An 18972-nucleotide genomic window follows, 5' to 3' on the forward strand; every position below is an offset into this window, starting at 1 on the left:
CCGGTCGAGTGACCGGGCTTTTTTTTGCGCGGCCCTTTTTCAACTGGAGATATCGCCATGGATTTGCGTCCCGTACTGCTGGCTCTGTCGCTGCTGCCAAGCCTGGCGCTGGCCGCCGGTAAATGTGATCGCCTGGTGATGACCGGAAGCCCGGATGCACCGCCGCTGTTATGGCGCGACCCCCAAGACCCGACGCACCTGATCGGCGCCACCGCCGATGTGCTGCAACAAGTCGGCAAGGATCTCGGCTTGAAAATCGACCTGCTCTACGGCGGCAAACGCTCCGTGGCATTGGATGAAGTGCGCAGCGGGCGCATGGACATCCTCGCCGATGCGCCGCTGAACCTCGGCGAACTGGAAACCCTCGACTACATCCACCCGGCGCTGGTACAGATCGATTACCTGGTCTGGACTCGCAAGGATTCGCCGCTGCCCTACACCACGGCCGCCGACCTTCACGGCCACAAGGGCGCGGTATCCGAGCGTGCGCGCTTGAGTGCCGGCTTCGAGACCTTCGCCGCCCAGCAACTCAGCCTGCAACGCCTGCCCAGCTTGACGCCGGCCTTTCAGAAACTGCTGCTGGGGGATGTCGACTATGTGCTTGCCGGACGTTATTCCGGCATGGCCATGGCCCAGACATTGGGCATGAGCAACGACTTGATTGCGCGCGATGTGCCGGTCGATCAGCCTGGCCTGTACCTGGCGATTTCCCACAACTCCGCCTGCAACGATCCGTGGCTACGCGGACAGCTGGCCAAAAAGATGACAGAATTGCCCGCGTCCGGTGCCGCGCAAGCCGCATTGCAGCGCAACCTCGAACGCTGGAAAGCGCAATTGCAGCAACCCGTCGGCACCCCAGCAAAGTAAGGATTTACAGTGACTCTTCGACCTCTTTTCGCGGCCCTCGCCGTTGTCGCTTTGGCGGGATGTGCAGCTGATCCTGCGCCGAATGAACAAATACGCCTCACCCAGCAAGCCTTGGAGCAAGCCGGCGCCGTAGGTGCCAGCACCGATGAGTCGCCGGAACTTAAGCTGGCCGAAGACAAGTTCGCCAGGGCCAAGGCCGATATGGCTGACCAATCCTACAAGCATGCGCGTATGCGGGCCGAACAGGCCGAGCTGGACGCGCGCCTCGCCGAAGCGAAAATTCTGACCCGCAAGAGCCAGGAGCAATTGAACGTGCTCAATACCCGCATCACCCGTCTGCGTAAGCAATTGCAGTTGGGAGAAGCCCAATGAGCCCGATGATCCGTGGTTTGAGCTGTGTGCTGCTGGTGGGCAGCGCTGCCCTGGGCGGTTGCGCCAGCCAACCCAATAGCGAGCAGGCATTGCAGCAGGCCGGCAGTGATTTTCAGAAGGTCAAGGAAGACGCCAACGTACTGCGTTTTGCGCCTAAGGATGTGATTCGCGCCGGTGAATCCCTGGCCCGCGCTGATCGCCTGTCCAGCTACTGGGGCAGCGGTGCTGATGTGGTGCATTACGCCTACCTGAGCCAGCGCTACAGTGCCATCGCCCGCGAACACACCGAGCAAGGCCTAAACGCCGAGCGCGGTACCAAGCTCGAACTGGAGCGCCAACGCCTGCAACTGGCGCTGCGTGAAAACAAGCTGGCCAGTGTGCAGCAGCAGGGCAAGTGGCTCGAAGAGCAAATCGCCAGCTTGACCACCACCCAGACCGATCGCGGCCTGGTGATGACCTTGGGTGATGTGCTGTTCGACACCGGTGACTCGGAGCTGCAAAACTCGGCCAACCGCACTGTGTTGAAGATCGTGCAGTTCCTGCAGCTGAACCCCAAGCGCGTGGTGCGCATCGAGGGCTACACCGACAACACCGGCGGCGAACAGGAAAACCTCAAGCTGTCCCGTGATCGTGCACAGGCAGTCGCCGACGTGCTGATCGACCTGGGCATCGACGAAAAACGCATCCAGGTTGAAGGCTACGGCGACCAGTACCCCGTGGAAGCCAACGCCTCCGAACGAGGCCGCGCCCAGAACCGTCGTGTGGAAATTGTGTTCTCTGATGAGAAGGGCCAATTAGGCGCTGCGCGCTGAAGCCTGTCGCCGATCAAAAGGTGGGGGCGGGCTTGCACGCGATTGTGGAGTGACAGTCAACATTTCATTGGCTGACGCACTGCCTTCGCGAGCAAGCCCGCTTCCACCTTTTTGTTCTGTATTCACCCAACAGTTTTTTCTATCACTGCCGCTCGCGCTCGACTATTCTCGCAACTGTCCCCGTACACTTCTAAACTGTGCTGGTATGTTTCACACAAAAATAAAATACCCGTGAAATCGAGTGCTGCGTCATGACCAATCTGTTGCTTTACCAACGTATTGCCCAGCAACTGGCTGAGGACATCCGGCGCGGTGTTTATCAACCCGGTGAGCGCGTGCCTTCGGTGCGCAAGATGAGTTCACAGCTCAACGTCAGCCACGCCACGGTGTTGCAGGCCTACGCCAACCTGGAAGACCAGGGGCTGATCCGGGCGCGGCCGCAATCGGGTTATTACGTGCACCAGACGCCCGCACTCACGGCGCCCACGCCGGACATTGCGCGGGTCGAGCGGCCGGGGTTGGTCACCCGCAGCAGCATCATCCAGCAGGTATTGGTCGAGTCGCGCCGTGAGGGCGTGTTCCCGTTGGGCGCGGCGGTGCCGAGTGTCGACTACTTGCCGGTACGGGCGCTGCACCAACAGTTGGCCAAGGTCACACGCTTCCAGAGCCCGCGGGCATTCAGCTACATGTTCAGCCCCGGCTTTGAACCGCTGCGGCGCCAGGTGGCGATTCGCATGCGCGATGCCGGCGTGGTCGTCGACCCCTCCGAAGTGGTGATTACCCACGGTTGTGTCGATGCCTTGCAGATGTCCTTGCGGGTGCTGACCCGTCCTGGCGACTTGATTGCCGCCGAGTCCCCGACGTATTACGGCTTGCTGCAATTGGCCGACCTGCTGGGCCTCAAGGTCATCGAGATCCCCAGTGACCCCTCCACCGGCATGAGCCTTGAAGCCCTGCAACTGGCGGCGAACCAATGGTCGATCAAGGCGTTGGTGCTGACCACGCGCCTGAGTAATCCGCTGGGCGCGACCATGCCCGAAGAGCGCCAGAAACAGTTGCTGCGCCTGGCCTCGGATTTCGATATTCAGATCGTCGAGGACGATATCTACGGCGAGCTGATGTTCGAACTGGGTCGCACCAAGGCGCTGAAAGCCTATGACCGCCTGGACCGGGTGATCTATTGCTCGAGCTTTTCCAAGACCTTGTCCCCTGGCGTGCGCATCGGCTGGATGATCGCCGGCAAGTACCAGCAGGAAATCCAGCGGTTGCAGATGTTCAGTACCCACTCGGCGTGCAGCGTGACCCAGATGGGCGTCGCGGCGTACCTGGAGAACGGTGGCTATGACCGGCACCTGCGCTACATCCGTCAGGAATACCGCAAGAACCTCAGTGCTTTCCAGCTGGCGGTGCAGCAGTATTTTCCGGAAGGCACCCAGATGACGCGCCCGACCGGCGGCTTCATTCTGTGGGTCAGTTTGCCAGGACGGGTCAATACCCAGGAACTGCACGTGCGTGCACTGCAGCAGGGCATCAGCATTGCGCCGGGGGTGATCTTCAGTAACACGGAACAGTTCAACCACTGTATTCGCCTTAACTGCGGAACGCCGTGGAACCGCGAGGCAGAGCGGGCGCTGATGACGCTGGGAATGTTGGCCAACCAGTTGTGTCAGGAGACGGCGGCGGGTTTTTGAAAGGGTCGCAAGACGCGCTGGCCAATCATCAGACTTGTCATGCCGCGCACAAAAAGCGAGCATATGGCCTTCTGCCGTTAATGCTGTTGGCGATATGACCTCTATTTTTCGTGCTGTTGTGGTGATTGGCCTGCTCAGCCTGTGCAATGCCGGCTCGGTGCTGGCGGCGCCTGTGGCTGACAAGCCCGCCGCCGGTACCGAACAGAAGGCCCCTGCGAAGAAGTCGGCGCCGGCTAAAAAGGCTCCGGCAGCCAAGAAGAAACCTGCGGTAATAAAAAAACGCGCACCGATAGCGAGCAAATCCAAGTCTGCCCATGAAATAGCCCAGACCAAACTGCCACCGGTACAGTTGGACTTGTCCCTGCCGACGGAAATGGTCAGACATTTGCAGCCGATTGGCACCATGCCTAAACCGAAGAGCGTGCCGTTGTTACCGCCCATGTTTGCTGAAAAGCCCACCGACGACAGTGCGTTCCAGATCAATGGCCGCCTGCTCAGCAACCAGATGCAGTTGCAACTGCGCAATGAAGAACGGCGCGATATCGAAGGCGCCGCCCTCGATTTCGAATTCAAGCAATAAATTCCCCGCAAAGGTGACGCCGACCGCCGACCATTTGTCGCAGACTGGTCAGTCACTTTTGTTTTGTGCGAAAAACCCCTGTTAGACCATTTTAAAACGGCTGTTTAAGGGCGTACTCTAGCCCGGCCATCCACATTGAGTCGTCGAGGACCTGCTGGTCATGAAATGCCGTGAAGGCTGTGGCGCCTGCTGCATCGCCCCCTCTATCAGTTCGCCCTTACCTGGAATGCCCCACGGCAAACCGGCAGGCGAACGCTGCCTGCACCTGTCGGTCGAACAGCTATGCCTGTTGTTCGGGCAGCCGGAGCGACCAGCGGTGTGCAGTGACTTCAAGGCAGACCTTGAGGTGTGTGGCCACGATCAAGCCGATGCGATCCGCTTGATCGGCTGGTGGGAGCAGATGACGGCGGCTTGATGGGCTTTACTATCGGAACTTCAACAATAAGGAATACAACAATGGGTTCGCTGAAACGAATGGCTGTGTTGTGCGGTTTTACGGTGTTATTTGCGGCCACTGCCCAGGCGGAAGATTGGCAAGTCGCCAAGGACGAAGACGGTATCAAGGTGTCCCTGAGCGAAGTCGCCGGTTCCAAATACAAGGCGTATCGCGGTGTAACCCTGATCAAGGCGCCCGTCGCCAAGATCCAGGCCCTGCAGGAAGACGTGGCCGGTGCCTGCTCCTGGATTCACGAATGCAAATCGCAAAAACTGCTCAAGACCGAAGGTGACAAGAGCTGGACCTACACCCAGTTCAAGGCACCGTTCCCGGTCACCGACCGCGATTCGATCCTTGAGATCACCACGTCCAAGGCCGCCGATGGCACTGTGACTCGCAAACTGCTGGAAGTGCCGACCTATCAGCCGGAAGTCAAAGGCTACGTGCGCGTTGCCCAGGTCGACGGCTATTGGAAGCTGGTGCCCAAAGGCGACAACCAGACCGAAGTCACCTACCAGGTGCACACCGAGCCAGGCGGCAGTGTGCCGTCGTGGCTGGCCAACAAGTTTGTGGTGGACGCGCCGTTCAACACCTTGAAAGCCTTGAAAGCACACGCTGAAAAATAAGCGCAATTAATCAGGTGCCTCCGACCTTGAGTGGAACGTTTGCCGGTCCCTCAAGGTCCAGATATGAGTAAGCCCAGACACGGGTTTTATCGAGGAGGCACCGATGCAAAAGTGGCAGATTACCTTCGTTGATGATCACGGCGTACAGTCCGTGGAGCAGTTCGCCTGCGCGCAAAAACCCAGCCTCGAAGATGCGGCACACATGATTCGCAACAAGCTGGTGCCCGTGGCCGCCGAACTCGACCTTAATGACCTTGAGGGCCGCAAGCCCGAGCCTACGGTCAAGATCCTCAAAGACCAGAACAGCATTCAAATTCTCGACATCTCCCCCGCCGCCTGAACATTCCCTGTATGCCCTTCAAACCCTCTGGTGGAGGTGAAAGCTTCGCGCTACTCTGCAACTGAGATCAGCGAATGAATCGCTAAGGTCTGGTCTTGTCAGCTACATGCTTGTTTTCCCGCGGTCATGTCATTGCCGTGGTACCCGCGCCAGTAGGGCGCGGGCTTCGGGAAGCACGGAAAGTCTATCCATCAGTTTGAGGAGGACGTTTCATGAGCACAGCCTATCAAGAAGACATCAGCACCAACGTACTGCGCCGCATGAAAGAGGGCGGCTTTGACTTCTCGCGTTTTCACCCCATTGAGTTCTACGCCATATTCCCGGATGAGGAACGGGCGCGCAGGGCTGCGGGTCGATTTCGCGGGGAATCCCTGAATGCCCAGGTCAGCGCGCGCGATGATGGCGCCTGGTACCTGGAGCTGAGCAAAATCATGTTCGCAACCTACGACGGTATAGGAGACTTCGAGCAGGACTTTGAAGCGGTGGTCGAGCCGCTGGGCGGAATCATCGAAGGGTGGGGCGTCAAGCAGGAGGTGCGTGGGTTACCCATGTAGCTGGATTTTATGAGCAACGCAGCGTATCGGCTGACCTTTGGGTCGGCCGATTTTGTTTGTGCTGTCTGAAATTTTCCGAAAGTACCGAGCACTTTTCGTGCACAAAAAAAAGCCACCCGAACAGGGTGGCTCAAAGGGAAGAGAGGTTCGCTGAAATCTCAGGAAACAAACCTGTTCAGCCGATGGGGGTGATTATCCGCAGGCGGGGCCGGGCAGTGAAATCAACTCTGACTATGCTGTTGATAGTCAAAGCCTGCATTGCGATGAAGCGCGCGTCATGCGCGCTGGCATTCTGCGCACCAGGACGGTGCGGTCAGATTTTGTAGGTTATTTAACTGGCTGATTCTTAAGTGTTTATGCCGATGGCACGGGCCTTGCGACAGTGCTTGCGCCCGGGTGACAAGGAGTACGGCATGACCCGCACTTATTACGATGAAATGTACGACGGGGCAGGGCAGGTCCGCCCCCATTACCGCGAGTTCGCCCGCTGGTTGGCCGACACGCCGCCCGAACTGCTGGCGCAGCGCCGGCGTGAAGCCGACTTGCTGTTCCACCGCGCGGGCATCACCTTCACCCTTTATGGGGATGAACAGGGCACTGAGCGTCTGATCCCTTTTGACACGATCCCGCGCAGTATTCCGGCGAGTGAATGGCGGATTGTCGAGCGTGGTTGTATTCAACGGGTCAAGGCGCTGAACATGTTTCTCGCCGACCTCTATCACGACCAGCGCATTATCAAGGCCGGCATTGTCCCCGCCGAGCAGGTGCTGGCCAACGAGCAATATCAACTGGCAATGCAGGGCCTGGACCTGCACCGCGATCTGTATTCCCACATCTCCGGAGTCGACCTCGTACGCGATGGCGATGGCACTTACTACGTGCTGGAAGACAACCTGCGCACCCCAAGCGGTGTCAGCTACATGCTTGAAGATCGCAAGATGATGATGCGGCTGTTCCCGGAATTATTTGCGGCGCAGCGCATTGCGCCGATTGATCATTACCCCAACCTGCTGCTCGACACCCTCAAAAGCTCCAGCCCGCTGGATAATCCAAGTGTGGTGGTGCTGACCCCGGGGCGCTTCAACAGCGCGTTTTTTGAACATGCCTTCCTGGCCCGGGAGATGGGCGTGGAACTGGTAGAAGGTGCCGACCTGTTCGTGCGCGACGACCGCGTATTCATGCGCACCACCGACGGCCCCAAGGCCGTGGACGTGATCTACCGGCGGCTCGACGACGCCTTCCTCGACCCGCTGGCCTTCAACCCGGATTCGATGCTTGGCGTGCCCGGCCTGCTCGCGGCCTACCGCTCGGGCAATGTGGTACTGGCCAACGCGATCGGCACCGGGGTGGCGGATGACAAGTCGGTGTACCCCTTCGTCACCGAGATGATCCGCTTTTACCTGGATGAAGAGCCGATTCTGAAGAACGTTCCGACGTTTCAGTGCCGAAAGCCCGATGAACTCTCCCATGTGCTGGCCAACCTGCCGGACTTGGTGGTCAAGGAAACCCAAGGCTCCGGCGGCTACGGCATGCTGGTCGGCCCGGCCTCCACGACGGCGGAAATCGAAGCCTTCCGCGCCCGTATCAAGGCCAAGCCCCACGCCTATATCGCACAACCGACCCTGTGTTTATCCACCTGCCCGACCTTCGTCGAAAACGGCATCGCGCCGCGCCATATCGACTTGCGGCCGTTTGTATTGTCCGGCAAGGAAACCCGCGTCGTTCCCGGCGGCTTGACCCGTGTGGCGCTGCGTGAAGGCTCGCTGGTGGTCAATTCGTCCCAGGGCGGCGGCACCAAAGACACTTGGGTGGTCGAGGACTGATGCCATGTTGAGTAGAACTGCCTCGGATTTGTACTGGATGTCGCGCTACCTGGAGCGCGCGGAAAACCTCGCGCGCATGCTCGATGTCAGCTATTCGTTGTCGCTGATGCCCCAGGATGGGCGCGGCGATGGTCTGCATGAATTGGCCATGCCGTTGTTGATTACCGGCACGCTGGACGATTACCACGAACGCCACGGTGAACTGCACGCCGAACGCCTGTTGCACTTCTTTGCGCTGGACGCGGCCAACCCGGCCAGCATCTACAGTTGTCTCGGCGCCGCACGGGCCAGCGCCCACGCGGTGCGTGGGCGAATCACCGCCGACATGTGGGAAAACATCAACGCCACCTGGCTGGATATTCGCGATATCGCCCAGCAAGGGCTGAGCCTCTACGGCATGAGCCGGTTTTGTGAATGGGTGAAGGAGCGTTCGCACCTGTTCCGGGGCGCTACCTACGGCACCATCATGCGTAACGATGCGTTTCGTTTTATTCGCCTGGGCACCTTTATCGAGCGCGCCGACAACACCCTGCGCCTGCTCGATGCGCGCTATGAAATGGCCGGTGACCAAGCCGCCACCGTCACCGACGGCACGGCCCACGCCTACTATCAATGGAGCGCCTTGTTGCGCGCCTTGTCGTCGTTCGAGGCCTACACCGAGATTTACCGCGACGCACCCGGCGCCCGGCAAGTGGCCGAGTTGCTGTTGTTACGCGCAGACGTCCCGCGTTCCCTGCGGGCCTGCAGCGAAGAGATCGACCAGATCCTCGCCAGCCTGCCCGGCCTCAACGGCCGCCCGGCCCAGCGCCTGGCCGCCGAGATGGACGCGCGCCTGCGCTTTACCGCCATCGATGAAATTCTCGAGGAAGGCCTGCACGCCTGGCTGACCGATTTTATTCCCTTGGTCCGCCAGTTGGGCGACGCCATCTACAGTTCTTACCTGGAGGCGGCATGAGACTCTCCATCAGCCACGAAACCACCTACCGTTACGAAGATCAGGTGCGGGCCAGCATCCAGTACCTGCGCCTCACGCCCCACGACAGCGAGCGCCAGCATGTGCTCAGTTGGCAGCTCGACCTGCCGCGCCCGGTGCGGGCGCAGGTGGACCCGTTCGGCAACATCCTGCACGTGCTGACCCTGGATGAACCCCACGACGCCATCATCATTGGAGCCCGTGGCCAGGTGGATATCGACGAATTACGCGAGGCCGAACACGAGAGCCAGTCAGCGTTCCCGTTCCTGCGCAGCACGCGCCTGACCGAGCCCGACGAGGCACTGCGCGGCTTTGCCGAGCAACACTGCCATCAACGTCGCGACCGCAGCGCGTTGATCGACCTGATGCACGCCCTCAACCAATCCATGGTCTACACGCCCGGCGCCACCGAAGTCGACACCTGTGCGGCGCAGGCCTTTGCCGGTCGGGCGGGTGTTTGTCAGGACCACACCCATGCGTTCCTGGCCTGTGCACGCAGCCTGGGGATTCCTGCGCGATATGTGTCGGGGTATCTGTACACCGAAGACAGCACGCACCTGGCCAGCCACGCCTGGGCCGAAGCCTGGCTGGAGGACGCCTGGTACAGCTTTGACGTGACCAACCAACTGGCCCGGCCGGAGCGGCATTTGAAACTGGCCGTGGGCCTGGACTACCTGGATGCCTGCCCGGTACGCGGCATGCGCCGTGGTGGCGGGCATGAGCAGATGCATGCCAAGGTGTTCGTTGCGCCGACGCCGGTGATTTCAGTGCAGCAGCAATAATTGCCAGAACGCAGCTGATCAAATGTGCGAGCGGGCGAGCGCGCTCGCACAGGGCATGTTCGTAACGCTCAGGGCTGCTGTTTACGCCCCGCCATATGCTTCAAATACCCCACCAGCAACTCCAGCTCGCCATCCGGCAACACACTGGCGGTAAACGCCGGCATCTTCGCTTGTGGCCAATGCCGCAGGCTCTGCGGGTCGCGAATATAGCGCTTGAGGAAATCCCCGCTGAAATACTCGGTGGGGCTGTAGGGCACGTTCAGGTCCGGGCCCATCTGTGCATCGCCGGCGCCGTTGAGACGATGGCAGGCCAGGCAGTTTTTCTGGAACACCGCAAAGCCCTGGTTGATCGGGTCATTTGCGGCCAACTTCGGGTCGGGCACCAGAGCCGGAAAACGCTCGGCCACCGTCTTCAGTTGCTTGATGGCGGAGAGTTGAAACGGCCACTGCTCAGGGCTGATAGACGCAGCGTGTGGGTCGGTCCACACCAGATAGAACGGCCCGGCGCTGGGTTTGTCTGGCGCCAGCGCGGGCCATGGGTGCGCCGGGTCTTCCACCGCCAGCCAGGCACGTGCGCCGTGCGTTTCCAGCAGTGGCGCGGCCGTCAGCTCGGCGGCAAACCCATCCAGGGCGACGGCCTGCAGGTGGTTATCGGGTTTAAGACCTGGCAGGAGTTTCGCCAACGGCACTGCGCGATACGTCATGTTGCGCTTGTAGGAAACGTCATCAACGATCTGCACCGTCTGCGCGTCGGGGTGCTTGAGCAGGTCCTCGGTCTGCCAGGTTTTGCTGGCGTGGTCCAACTCAATGGTCAATTGCGCCGCCGCAGCGGGCAGGGCCAACAGTAAGGCGAGGAAGGCAAGGATCGGTTTCAAGGGGCAGCCCGGTTTGAAGTGGCGGTTGCGCCCACGATACCGGAAATCTGCACGCAAAAAGACAGCCCCTGCAACGGGACCGCTAGACGCAATGTCCCGGCAGGTGCTGCCAAAACCTGCAGTCCTGTGGCGGTGTGTGCACGGAATGTGGGGATTGAGCCGTCACCCAATGATCTTGGTTAAATTGGGTAAGATCAGAATCAGTGTGGTGGCGAAAAGAATAAGTCCCGCCTGACGTACTTTCGTGTGTTTAAACATGGCTGACTGCCTTTTGTTGTTATTCCTGAGCGTCAAATGCGTGCCGGTTAATTTCAGTATCGCAACGTGACGTGTCGCTTTTCTTACAGTTGCTCCAGCAAAACCCGGCAGCAACTTCTTACTGATTCAACCTTAGAGCCCTCGTTCTTTGCGGCTTAGATCCATTTCATATCAGCTAATCAGCAAATCCGCTAAAAACGGCATGAGGCCTAAGGCCATCTTGGCGCCAGCCCTGAGGCTAGACAGCTAAAACGTTTAACCGGGCGTTTCCAGTAGCTGGCTACCGTTCGTCCGAGCGAGGCGGTCAAAAGCAATGAGCGCATCCGTCATTGAAACCGTGTCAATCGGGCCTAAGGTAAGGGTCACACATGCACAGCGGTTCGAGGACGTCATGACCCAAGCTTTGATCTTTGATGCAATACGCACGCCGCGCGGCAAAGGTAAGGCCGACGGCGCCTTGCACAGCGTCAAACCGGTAAACCTGGTGGCGGGCTTGCTCACCGCGCTCGCCCAGCGCAGCGATCTCGACACGCGCCAGGTGGATGACATCGTCCTTGGCTGCGTCACCCCAGTGGGTGACCAGGGGGCCGATATCGCCAAGACCGCCGCACTGGTGGCCGACTGGGACGTCAGTGTTGCCGGTGTACAGATCAACCGCTTCTGCGCTTCGGGCCTTGAAGCGGTCAACCTCGGCGCGATGAAAGTGCGCTCCGGCTTCGAAGACCTGGTGGTGGTCGGTGGCGTCGAATCCATGTCCCGCGTGCCGATGGGCAGTGATGGCGGCGCCTGGGTGCTCGACCCGCAAACCAACATGCACAGCCACTTCACGCCCCAGGGCATTGGTGCGGATTTGATCGCGACCCTGGAAGGCTTCACTCGCGAGGACGTCGACGCCTTCGCCCTACATTCCCAGCAGAAAGCGGCCAGGGCGAGCGCAGACGGTTCTTTCAACAAATCGCTGATTGCGGTGCAGGACCAGAACGGCATCGTACTGCTGGACCATGACGAGTTTATCCGTGGCGACTCCACCCTCGAAGGCCTCGGCAAGCTCAAGCCGAGCTTCGAGATGATGGGGCAGATGGGTTTCGACGCCACCGCGCTACGGGTCTACAGCCATGTGGAGCGCATCAACCACGTACACACACCCGGCAACAGCTCCGGCATTGTCGATGGCGCGGCGCTGATGCTGATTGGCTCGGCGGCCAAAGGCCGTGAACTGGGCCTGCAACCGCGGGCGCGGATTGTCGCCACGGCGGTTACCAGCACCGACCCGACCATCATGCTCACCGGCCCGGCGCCGGCTACACGCAAAGCCTTGGCCAAGGCCGGTTTGCGCGTGGAAGACATCGACCTGTTCGAAGTCAACGAAGCGTTTGCCTCGGTGGTGCTCAAGTTCATCAAGGACATGGGCATCGATGCTGCGCGGGTCAACGTCAATGGCGGCTCCATCGCCATGGGCCACCCGTTGGGCGCCACAGGCTGCGCGATCCTTGGCACCTTGCTCGACGAGCTGCACGTGCGCCAGCAACGCTACGGCCTGGCGACCCTGTGTGTCGGCGGTGGCATGGGCATCGCCACTATTATTGAACGCCTCTGAGCCCAAGGAATTCGTCATGACCGAAGCCATTCGTTACGAAAAAGGCCAGGACCAGATCGTGGTGCTGACCCTCGACATGCCTGGCCAGAGCGCCAACACCATGAACGGTGTGTACCGCGAGGCGATGGCGGCCACTGTCGCGCGCCTGGAAGCGGAGAAGGACATGCTGGCCGGTGTGGTCATTACCTCGGCGAAGAAGACCTTTTTTGCCGGGGGTGATCTCAATGAATTGATCAAAGTCGACAAAGCGCACGCCAAGGATTTCTACGCCGGTGTGTGGGTGTTAAAGGCGCAATTGCGCCGCTTGGAAACACTCGGCAAACCGGTGGTTGCCGCGATCAATGGCGCTGCGCTGGGTGGCGGCTGGGAGATTTGCCTGGCCTGCCATTACCGCGTCGCGCTGGACGACCAGTCGGCGCAGCTCGGCTTGCCGGAAGTCACCCTGGGCCTGTTGCCGGGCGGCGGCGGGGTGGTCCGCATGGTGCGCATGCTGGGGCTGGAAAAAGCCTTGCCGTATTTGCTCGAAGGTAAAAAAGTCCGTGCGCGGCAGGCGTTGCAAGCGGGCTTGATCAATGAGTTGGCGGCGGACCGCGACGAACTGCTGGCCAAGTCCCGCGCCTGGATTCTCGCCCACCCTGAGGCCAGGCAGCCGTGGGACACCCACGGCTATCAGCTCCCCGGCGGCACGCCGTCGAACCCCAAAGTGGCGCAGATGCTGGCGATTGCGCCGTCGATTTTGCGCAGTAAAACCCATGGCTGCTTCCCGGCGCCGGAGAAGATCCTGTGTGCCGCCGTGGAAGGCGCCCAGGTGGATTTCGACACGGCGCACCTGATTGAAACGCGCTACTTCACCGAGCTGGTCACCGGGCAGGTGGCGAAAAACATGATCGGCACCTTCTGGTTCCAGCTCAATGAAATTAACGCCGGCAGCTCACGCCCACACGGCTTCGCGCCTTACCTCACACGTAAAGTTGGCGTGCTTGGCGCGGGGATGATGGGAGCGGGCATCGCGTATGTCAGTGCCTGTGCGGGCATCGAGGTGGTGCTCAAGGACGTCAACCTGGCAGCCGCCGAGAAGGGCAAGGCCCATTCGGCCGCGCTGCTGGACAAGAAGGTCAGCCGTGGGCAACTGACGGCCGAACAGCGCGAAAGCACCCTGGCACGGATTCATCCTACGCAGGATGACGCCGACCTGGCTGGCTGCGACCTGATCATCGAAGCGGTCTTCGAAGACCGTGAACTCAAAGCCAAGGTGTCGGCGGCTGCGCAAAACGCGGTCGGTGCCGACGCGGTGATTGCCTCCAATACTTCGACGCTGCCCATCAGCGGCCTGGCCAACGCGGTGCCCGATCAAGGCAAGTTTATCGGCCTGCATTTCTTCAGCCCTGTCGACAAGATGCCGCTGGTGGAAATCATCAAGGGTGCCCTGACCAGCGACGAAACCCTGGCACGAGGTTTCGACTTCGTACTGCAAATCAAGAAAACCCCGATTGTGGTCAACGACAGTCGCGGCTTCTTCACCTCACGGGTGTTCGGCACCTTTACCAACGAAGGCATTGCGATGTTAGGCGAAGGCGTGGCCGCGCCGATGATCGAGACCGAAGCGCGCAAGGCCGGGATGCCGGTGGGGCCGTTGGCGGTGTCGGATGAAGTGTCGCTTAGCCTGATGAGTCATATCCGACAGCAGACTGCGAAGGATCTGCTGGCGGAAGGTCAGGAGGTGCCGACGCATCCGGCGACGCGGGTGATCGATCTATTGGTGAATGAATACAAGCGTGCGGGCAAGGCGGCCGGGGGCGGTTTCTACGATTACCCCGCAGGCGGGCAGAAACACCTGTGGCCCGAGTTGAAAGGGCGGTTCGAACAGCCCGGCAAACAGATTTCGCCACAGGATGTGCGCGACCGTTTGCTGTTTATCCAGGCGATTGAAACCGTGCGGTGTGTGGAGGAGGGCGTGTTGATGTCGACGGCTGACGCCAACGTGGGCTCGATCTTCGGCATTGGCTTTGCCGCGTGGAGTGGCGGCGCGCTGCAGTTTATCAACCAGTACGGGCTCAACGACTTTATCGCCCGCGCGCGCTACCTGGCTGAGCAGTATGGCGAGCGGTTCTCGCCGCCGGCTCTGCTACTGGAAAAAGCTGCCCAGGGCGCACTATTCGCCTGATCGAAACGCAATATGTTGGGCAATAGAGAACCCTCATGGGAGCGGGCTTGCCCGCGATAGCGGTATGTCTGCCACTGCAAATGTTGGCTGATATGACGCCATCGCGGGCACGTTGAATCGGCGCACCGTCGCTCCTGCGGGTAGGCCCATGGTGGGACTTGCTTTGCAGGGGTATTTCAGGGCAGGCTGGGGTGTGCATTATTCCCGTCACCGTGTCAGGTATTTTTTATGTCGCTACGCGTCTGTATCCTGGAAACCGATATCCTGCGTCCAGGCTTGATCGATCAGTACCAAGGGTACGGGCAGATGTTCAAACGCCTGTTCTCCAAGCAACCGATAGCCGCCGAATTTGTCATCTACAACGTCGTCCAGGGCGAATACCCGTCAGATGATGAGGTGTTCGACGCCTACCTGATCACCGGCAGCAAGGCCGATTCCTTCGGCACCGACCCATGGATCCAGACCCTTAAAACCTACTTGCTCGACCGCTATGCGCGCGGCGACAAGTTGCTGGGCGTGTGTTTCGGTCACCAGTTATTGGCGCTGCTGTTGGGCGGCAAGACTGAACGCGCCAGCAAAGGCTGGGGCATGGGCATCCACGACTACACGCTGAATGCCAAGGCGCCATGGATGAGCCCGGTGGTGGAAGAACTGACCTTGCTGATCAGTCATCAGGATCAAGTGACCCGCCTGCCGGAAAACGCCACGGTGATAGCGTCCAGCGATTTTTGCCCGTATGCGGCGTATCACATCGAAGACCAGGTGCTGTGCTTCCAGGGCCACCCGGAATTCATCCACGATTATTCCCGCGAGTTACTGGAGATTCTTCAGACAACTCTGGGGGAAAAGGTCTATACCCACGGCGTGGCAAGCCTGGAGCGCGACCACCACGGTGCCACCGTGGCGGAATGGATGATGCGCTTTGTCGCGCACAAGCCAGAGGCGGCGGTTTAAAGCCAGCCCGAACGTTTGAAGCTCGCCCACAAACCGGTGCAGCCTGCCGCAATAAACCCGAGCACCGCAAAATAGCCGTAGTGCCATTGCAGCTCGGGCATGTTCTGGAAGTTCATCCCATAAATCCCCGCCACTGCGGTGGGGAATGCCAGAATCGCCGCCCACGCGGCGAATTTGCGTTGCACCACGCTTTGACGTGAGGCCTCCAGCAACACACCGATCTCAATGGTCTGGCTGGCGATATCGCGAAGGGTGGTCAGGTCTTCCATCTGCCGCGTCACGTGGATCTGCACGTCACGGAAGTAGGGGCGCATGTTTTTGTCGATAAACGGGAAGCTCAGTTTTTGCAATTCCTGGCTGATTTCGACCATCGGCGCCACATAACGCTTGAGCCGCAGCACGTCACGACGCAGGCCGTGGAGGTTGTGGATATCGGTTTCACTCAGGGAATTGCACAACACGTTGCGTTCCAGCTCATCGATCTCGGCATGGATCGCCTCGCTCACCGGCTGGTAGTTTTCGGTGACGAAGTCCAGCAGCGCATAGAGTACGAAATCTTCCCCATGCTCCAGTAACAGCGGCCGCGCCTCACAGCGCTGGCGCACATAGCCGTACGACGCTGAGTGGCCGTTGCGTGCGGTAATGATGTAGCCGTTACCGGCGAAAATATGAGTTTCGATAAACACCAGCTTGCCGTTCTCGCGCACCGGTGAGTAGGTCACGATAAACAGCGCATCGCCGAAGGTTTCCAGCTTCGGTCGGCTGTGTTTTTCCAAGGCGTCTTCAATGGCCAGTTCATGCAGGTTGAACTGGCGTTGCAGGTTGGCCAGTTCATGGGCGTTGGGCTCTTCCAGGCCGATCCAGACAAAATGGTCGGGTTTGGCGGCCCAGGCCGCGCCCTCATCGAGGGTAATATCGGTGACTTTCTTTCCGCCGCTGTAAACGGCGGCCGCAACAACTCTACCCATGGTGCAGATCGCTTCTTGTTAGGAGGACAGGTGTTGGGCAGCTTAGCTGGAAGCGAGTTCGATTGTTGCGGCACTTTGCAGCTCACGGTCCATCGCGGCAATGCATTCATCCATCTGCGTCTGACAGGCCTGCATCAATTGAGGGATGTCATCCGAAGTCAGGCCTGCGGTAGGAATCGGTGGCAACGAGCGTATGAGCACATCACCGCTGTTCCACTGATTAAGTTGCATATGGGTGACGTAATTGCTGACACACACCTGGACGATCGGCACACCTGCCGCGATTGCCATATGGAACGCGCCCTTCTTGAACGGCAACAGGCCTTTGCCCAGGTTGCGCGTGCCTTCCGGGAACACCCAGATCGACGTGTCCTGATGCTGCAAGGTGTGCGTGGTCGTGAGCATCGCGCGGCGCGCCTTGTGCGCGTTGCCACGGTCGATCAGCACATTGCCTGCCAGCCAGAACAACTGGCCGAACAGCGGCACCCATTTCAGGCTTTTCTTGGCGATGCACACCGTGCGGTAAGGCACCACATTACCCAACACAAACAGGTCATAGTTGGACTGGTGGTTGGCGATGATCACGCACGTACCGGGCTTGTTGCGCAGAGAGTCGACATCCGTCTTCACGTTTAAACGCAATATCCACATGGCGGGCAGCGCATAGAGGCGCGCGCACAAGCGACTGTTGTCGGGATTGAACGGCCGACAAATGCCCAGCAGCACGCCCAGCACACCGGCAACCATAAAGTGCAGGCCCATCAACAACATACGTAACAGAAAGAGCATCGACACGGCCCATCGGGACAAAAGGTGGCGCAGTGTACGGATGTGCACTGTATTCGGCAATTGCCCCTACAGACGTAGGAGTTAGGCGATGTTTAAGCACATGTTTCAACGTAAGCCGACAAGGCCTGACTAGAGCGGCTAACGAGGTTTCGGATTTATCGGTAAGAAAAAGCCCGACTCAAGGTCGGGCTCAGGCGTTGCCGCTGCGGGGTGTTAGCTCAGGGTATGGCCCTGATCCTGGATGATTGCATCATCCAATGCTTCCAGCAGTGCTTTACGCACCTTCAGCTTGGTGTGCTTGTGGGCGTTCATATTGATCTTCTTCAATTGGCGGGCCGCTTCCAGGGCCGCCGCGTGCAATTCTTCCGGTGCGACCACCTTATCCAGGAAGCCCGCTTGCAGTGCGCCCTGCGGGTCAAACATCTCGGCATTGATCACCGAACGATGAAACGCCGACTTGCGCAGCCGGTCCCGCGCCAGCTCGATACCGGCATGGTGCATGGTCATGCCGATCGCCACTTCGTTCAGGCCAATGCTGAACGGGCCGTCCACACCAATCCGATAATCTGCCGACAACAGCAGGAACGCACCTTTGGCCACCGCATGCCCTGGGCAGGCGACGATGACGGGGAACGGGTGCGACAACAGGCGACGCGCCAACGTCGAGCCCGATGTCACCAGGCCAATAGCCTCTTTCGGCCCGGCCGTCATCACCTTCAAATCATAACCGCCCGACAGAATCCCCGGCGTCCCGGTGATGATCACCACCGCCCGATCTTTCTCGGCCTGATCCAGTGCCGCATTAAACTCACTGACCACCGCCGGAGAAATGGCATTCACCTTGCCGTTGCTCAAGGTCAGGGTCGCGATACCGTCTTCGAGGTGGTAGGCAATCAACTCACTCATGACGCGGTTCCTTGTAGGACTTGTTATAGATAGGCTGTTTATAGAAGAGCATGCGCAGACGTTACCCACCACGCCCGCCCCGGTAAAGCGCCGTGACTGACTACTCAGTCAGACTTTTCCCGCATCCCCTAGGTTAGACGGCCTAGGGCAGGGCGCAGCAGCCGTCCCAAGCGCATGCCGGCGGTGCCCGAGAATGGCAGAATCACCGCCCTCGCCGGGTAGGTCACGGCATAACCGCCTAACCGCATGAAAATTCTGAAAAAAACCTTTGCCATCAGAAAGGCTTTCGACTACATTAGCGCGCCTCGACAGACTGAACTGGTTTGACGAGATACGGTGAAGTGTCCGAGTGGCTTAAGGAGCACGCCTGGAAAGTGTGTATACAAGAAATTGTATCGAGAGTTCGAATCTCTCCTTCACCGCCACATTCTACAAACACAAACCCCTGATTTTCCTAGTGAAATTCGGGGTTTTGTGGTTTCTGGCGTCTGAAAAAAGGCCATATAGGTCCAATCTGGGACTGACGGTGTTTTATAGCGTCGACTCTCAGACACATCGGCTCAGTGCGTTCAGAATTGGCTGGCGGGCCTCCAAGCCGGCGGCAG

The 18972-nt window shown here is 59.6% G+C and carries 19 protein-coding genes and 1 tRNA gene; 16 read left to right on the top strand and 4 right to left on the bottom strand.

The window, feature by feature from the left end:
• The first annotated feature begins 57 nt into the window (after positions 1 to 57).
• The 12 genes from JFT85_RS23325 (at position 58) to JFT85_RS23380 (ending at position 9856) form a co-directional block, all read left to right on the top strand.
• Positions 58 to 867 (top strand): substrate-binding periplasmic protein, encoded by an 810-nt coding sequence (locus tag JFT85_RS23325; protein ID WP_053257534.1) that lies wholly within the window; start codon positions 58 to 60, stop codon positions 865 to 867.
• A 9-nt stretch (positions 868 to 876) separates the two neighbouring features.
• Positions 877 to 1239 (top strand): DUF4398 domain-containing protein, encoded by a 363-nt coding sequence (locus JFT85_RS23330; protein ID WP_053257533.1) that lies wholly within the window; start codon positions 877 to 879, stop codon positions 1237 to 1239.
• Positions 1236 to 2051: an OmpA family protein gene (locus JFT85_RS23335; RefSeq protein WP_053257532.1), complete on the top strand. Its 816-nt coding sequence runs from the start codon at positions 1236 to 1238 to the stop codon at positions 2049 to 2051. Before JFT85_RS23330 ends, JFT85_RS23335 begins: the two co-directional genes overlap by 4 nt.
• 251 nt (positions 2052 to 2302) lie before the next feature.
• Positions 2303 to 3742 carry an aminotransferase-like domain-containing protein gene (locus JFT85_RS23340; RefSeq protein ID WP_053257531.1) on the top strand — a complete coding sequence of 480 codons (1440 nt, stop codon included), beginning with the start codon at positions 2303 to 2305 and terminating at the stop codon, positions 3740 to 3742.
• Between the two features lie 94 nt (positions 3743 to 3836).
• A complete protein-coding gene (locus tag JFT85_RS23345) occupies positions 3837 to 4322 on the top strand; it encodes a hypothetical protein (RefSeq protein ID WP_053257530.1) in 486 nt (161 codons plus the stop codon).
• Between the two features lie 160 nt (positions 4323 to 4482).
• Positions 4483 to 4737 (top strand): YkgJ family cysteine cluster protein, encoded by a 255-nt coding sequence (locus tag JFT85_RS23350; RefSeq protein ID WP_053257529.1) that lies wholly within the window; start codon positions 4483 to 4485, stop codon positions 4735 to 4737.
• A 41-nt stretch (positions 4738 to 4778) separates the two neighbouring features.
• The gene (locus JFT85_RS23355; protein WP_069552614.1) at positions 4779 to 5384 is read left to right on the top strand and encodes an START domain-containing protein; all 606 of its coding nucleotides are present in this window, start codon (positions 4779 to 4781) and stop codon (positions 5382 to 5384) included.
• A gap of 103 nt (positions 5385 to 5487) precedes the next feature.
• Positions 5488 to 5724: a hypothetical protein gene (locus JFT85_RS23360; RefSeq protein WP_053257527.1), complete on the top strand. Its 237-nt coding sequence runs from the start codon at positions 5488 to 5490 to the stop codon at positions 5722 to 5724.
• 212 nt (positions 5725 to 5936) lie between these two features.
• Positions 5937 to 6278, top strand: a complete 342-nt coding sequence (locus tag JFT85_RS23365) for a ribonuclease E inhibitor RraB (protein ID WP_003193463.1) — start codon at positions 5937 to 5939, stop codon at positions 6276 to 6278.
• A 413-nt stretch (positions 6279 to 6691) separates the two neighbouring features.
• Positions 6692 to 8101: a circularly permuted type 2 ATP-grasp protein gene (locus JFT85_RS23370; protein WP_069552613.1), complete on the top strand. Its 1410-nt coding sequence runs from the start codon at positions 6692 to 6694 to the stop codon at positions 8099 to 8101.
• A 4-nt stretch (positions 8102 to 8105) separates the two neighbouring features.
• Positions 8106 to 9056: an alpha-E domain-containing protein gene (locus tag JFT85_RS23375; RefSeq protein WP_053257525.1), complete on the top strand. Its 951-nt coding sequence runs from the start codon at positions 8106 to 8108 to the stop codon at positions 9054 to 9056.
• Positions 9053 to 9856, top strand: coding sequence for a transglutaminase family protein (locus JFT85_RS23380; protein ID WP_201230511.1), 804 nt, complete (start codon positions 9053 to 9055; stop codon positions 9854 to 9856). The genes JFT85_RS23375 and JFT85_RS23380 overlap by 4 nt, the downstream gene beginning before the upstream one ends.
• Positions 9857 to 9924: 68 nt before the next feature.
• Here JFT85_RS23380 and JFT85_RS23385 read toward each other — a convergent pair whose 3' ends face one another.
• Positions 9925 to 10731 (bottom strand): c-type cytochrome, encoded by an 807-nt coding sequence (locus JFT85_RS23385; protein ID WP_053258029.1) that lies wholly within the window; start codon positions 10729 to 10731, stop codon positions 9925 to 9927.
• Between the two features lie 649 nt (positions 10732 to 11380).
• Here JFT85_RS23385 and JFT85_RS23390 point away from each other — a divergent pair.
• The 3 genes from JFT85_RS23390 to JFT85_RS23400 all read left to right on the top strand — a co-directional run bounded on the left by JFT85_RS23390 (position 11381) and on the right by JFT85_RS23400 (position 15704).
• A complete protein-coding gene (locus JFT85_RS23390) occupies positions 11381 to 12586 on the top strand; it encodes an acetyl-CoA C-acetyltransferase (protein ID WP_053257523.1) in 1206 nt (401 codons plus the stop codon).
• A 16-nt stretch (positions 12587 to 12602) separates the two neighbouring features.
• The gene (locus JFT85_RS23395) at positions 12603 to 14750 is read left to right on the top strand and encodes a 3-hydroxyacyl-CoA dehydrogenase NAD-binding domain-containing protein (RefSeq protein WP_201230512.1); all 2148 of its coding nucleotides are present in this window, start codon (positions 12603 to 12605) and stop codon (positions 14748 to 14750) included.
• Between the two features lie 228 nt (positions 14751 to 14978).
• On the top strand, positions 14979 to 15704 hold the full coding sequence (locus tag JFT85_RS23400) for an amidotransferase (protein ID WP_069552610.1): 726 nt from the start codon (positions 14979 to 14981) through the stop codon (positions 15702 to 15704).
• Here JFT85_RS23400 and JFT85_RS23405 read toward each other — a convergent pair.
• The 3 genes from JFT85_RS23405 to JFT85_RS23415 all read right to left on the bottom strand — a co-directional run bounded on the left by JFT85_RS23405 (position 15701) and on the right by JFT85_RS23415 (position 18367).
• On the bottom strand, positions 15701 to 16672 hold the full coding sequence (locus JFT85_RS23405) for a magnesium and cobalt transport protein CorA (RefSeq protein WP_053257520.1): 972 nt from the start codon (positions 16670 to 16672) through the stop codon (positions 15701 to 15703). The two genes, JFT85_RS23400 and JFT85_RS23405, sit on opposite strands and share 4 nt — an antisense overlap.
• 42 nt (positions 16673 to 16714) lie before the next feature.
• Positions 16715 to 17461 (bottom strand): lysophospholipid acyltransferase family protein, encoded by a 747-nt coding sequence (locus tag JFT85_RS23410; RefSeq protein ID WP_069552608.1) that lies wholly within the window; start codon positions 17459 to 17461, stop codon positions 16715 to 16717.
• Positions 17462 to 17674: 213 nt separating this feature from the next.
• A complete protein-coding gene (locus JFT85_RS23415; RefSeq protein ID WP_201230514.1) occupies positions 17675 to 18367 on the bottom strand; it encodes a crotonase/enoyl-CoA hydratase family protein in 693 nt (230 codons plus the stop codon).
• A gap of 335 nt (positions 18368 to 18702) precedes the next feature.
• Between JFT85_RS23415 and JFT85_RS23420 the strand changes: the two genes are divergently transcribed.
• Positions 18703 to 18792: transfer RNA gene (locus JFT85_RS23420), tRNA-Ser, on the top strand.
• Positions 18793 to 18972: the final 180 nt, after the last annotated feature.

It is taken from the genome of Pseudomonas sp. TH04, from assembly GCF_016651355.1.
Classification (GTDB): Bacteria; Pseudomonadota; Gammaproteobacteria; order Pseudomonadales; family Pseudomonadaceae; genus Aquipseudomonas; species Aquipseudomonas fluorescens.

Excerpts from the sequence above, each read along its gene's own strand:
- JFT85_RS23370 (WP_069552613.1), top strand. The coding sequence starts at position 6,692 with ATGACCCGCACTTATTACGATGAAATGTACGACGGGGCAGGGCAGGTC.
- JFT85_RS23410 (WP_069552608.1), bottom strand. The coding sequence starts at position 17,461 with ATGCTCTTTCTGTTACGTATGTTGTTGATGGGCCTGCACTTTATGGTT.
- JFT85_RS23340 (WP_053257531.1), top strand. The coding sequence starts at position 2,303 with ATGACCAATCTGTTGCTTTACCAACGTATTGCCCAGCAACTGGCTGAG.
- JFT85_RS23335 (WP_053257532.1), top strand. The coding sequence starts at position 1,236 with ATGAGCCCGATGATCCGTGGTTTGAGCTGTGTGCTGCTGGTGGGCAGC.
- JFT85_RS23415 (WP_201230514.1), bottom strand. The coding sequence starts at position 18,367 with ATGAGTGAGTTGATTGCCTACCACCTCGAAGACGGTATCGCGACCCTG.
- JFT85_RS23380 (WP_201230511.1), top strand. The coding sequence starts at position 9,053 with ATGAGACTCTCCATCAGCCACGAAACCACCTACCGTTACGAAGATCAG.
- JFT85_RS23395 (WP_201230512.1), top strand. The coding sequence starts at position 12,603 with ATGACCGAAGCCATTCGTTACGAAAAAGGCCAGGACCAGATCGTGGTG.
- JFT85_RS23390 (WP_053257523.1), top strand. The coding sequence starts at position 11,381 with ATGACCCAAGCTTTGATCTTTGATGCAATACGCACGCCGCGCGGCAAA.
- JFT85_RS23405 (WP_053257520.1), bottom strand. The coding sequence starts at position 16,672 with ATGGGTAGAGTTGTTGCGGCCGCCGTTTACAGCGGCGGAAAGAAAGTC.
- JFT85_RS23360 (WP_053257527.1), top strand. The coding sequence starts at position 5,488 with ATGCAAAAGTGGCAGATTACCTTCGTTGATGATCACGGCGTACAGTCC.
- JFT85_RS23400 (WP_069552610.1), top strand. The coding sequence starts at position 14,979 with ATGTCGCTACGCGTCTGTATCCTGGAAACCGATATCCTGCGTCCAGGC.
- JFT85_RS23345 (WP_053257530.1), top strand. The coding sequence starts at position 3,837 with ATGACCTCTATTTTTCGTGCTGTTGTGGTGATTGGCCTGCTCAGCCTG.
- JFT85_RS23350 (WP_053257529.1), top strand. The coding sequence starts at position 4,483 with ATGAAATGCCGTGAAGGCTGTGGCGCCTGCTGCATCGCCCCCTCTATC.
- JFT85_RS23325 (WP_053257534.1), top strand. The coding sequence starts at position 58 with ATGGATTTGCGTCCCGTACTGCTGGCTCTGTCGCTGCTGCCAAGCCTG.
- JFT85_RS23355 (WP_069552614.1), top strand. The coding sequence starts at position 4,779 with ATGGGTTCGCTGAAACGAATGGCTGTGTTGTGCGGTTTTACGGTGTTA.
- JFT85_RS23375 (WP_053257525.1), top strand. The coding sequence starts at position 8,106 with ATGTTGAGTAGAACTGCCTCGGATTTGTACTGGATGTCGCGCTACCTG.
- JFT85_RS23365 (WP_003193463.1), top strand. The coding sequence starts at position 5,937 with ATGAGCACAGCCTATCAAGAAGACATCAGCACCAACGTACTGCGCCGC.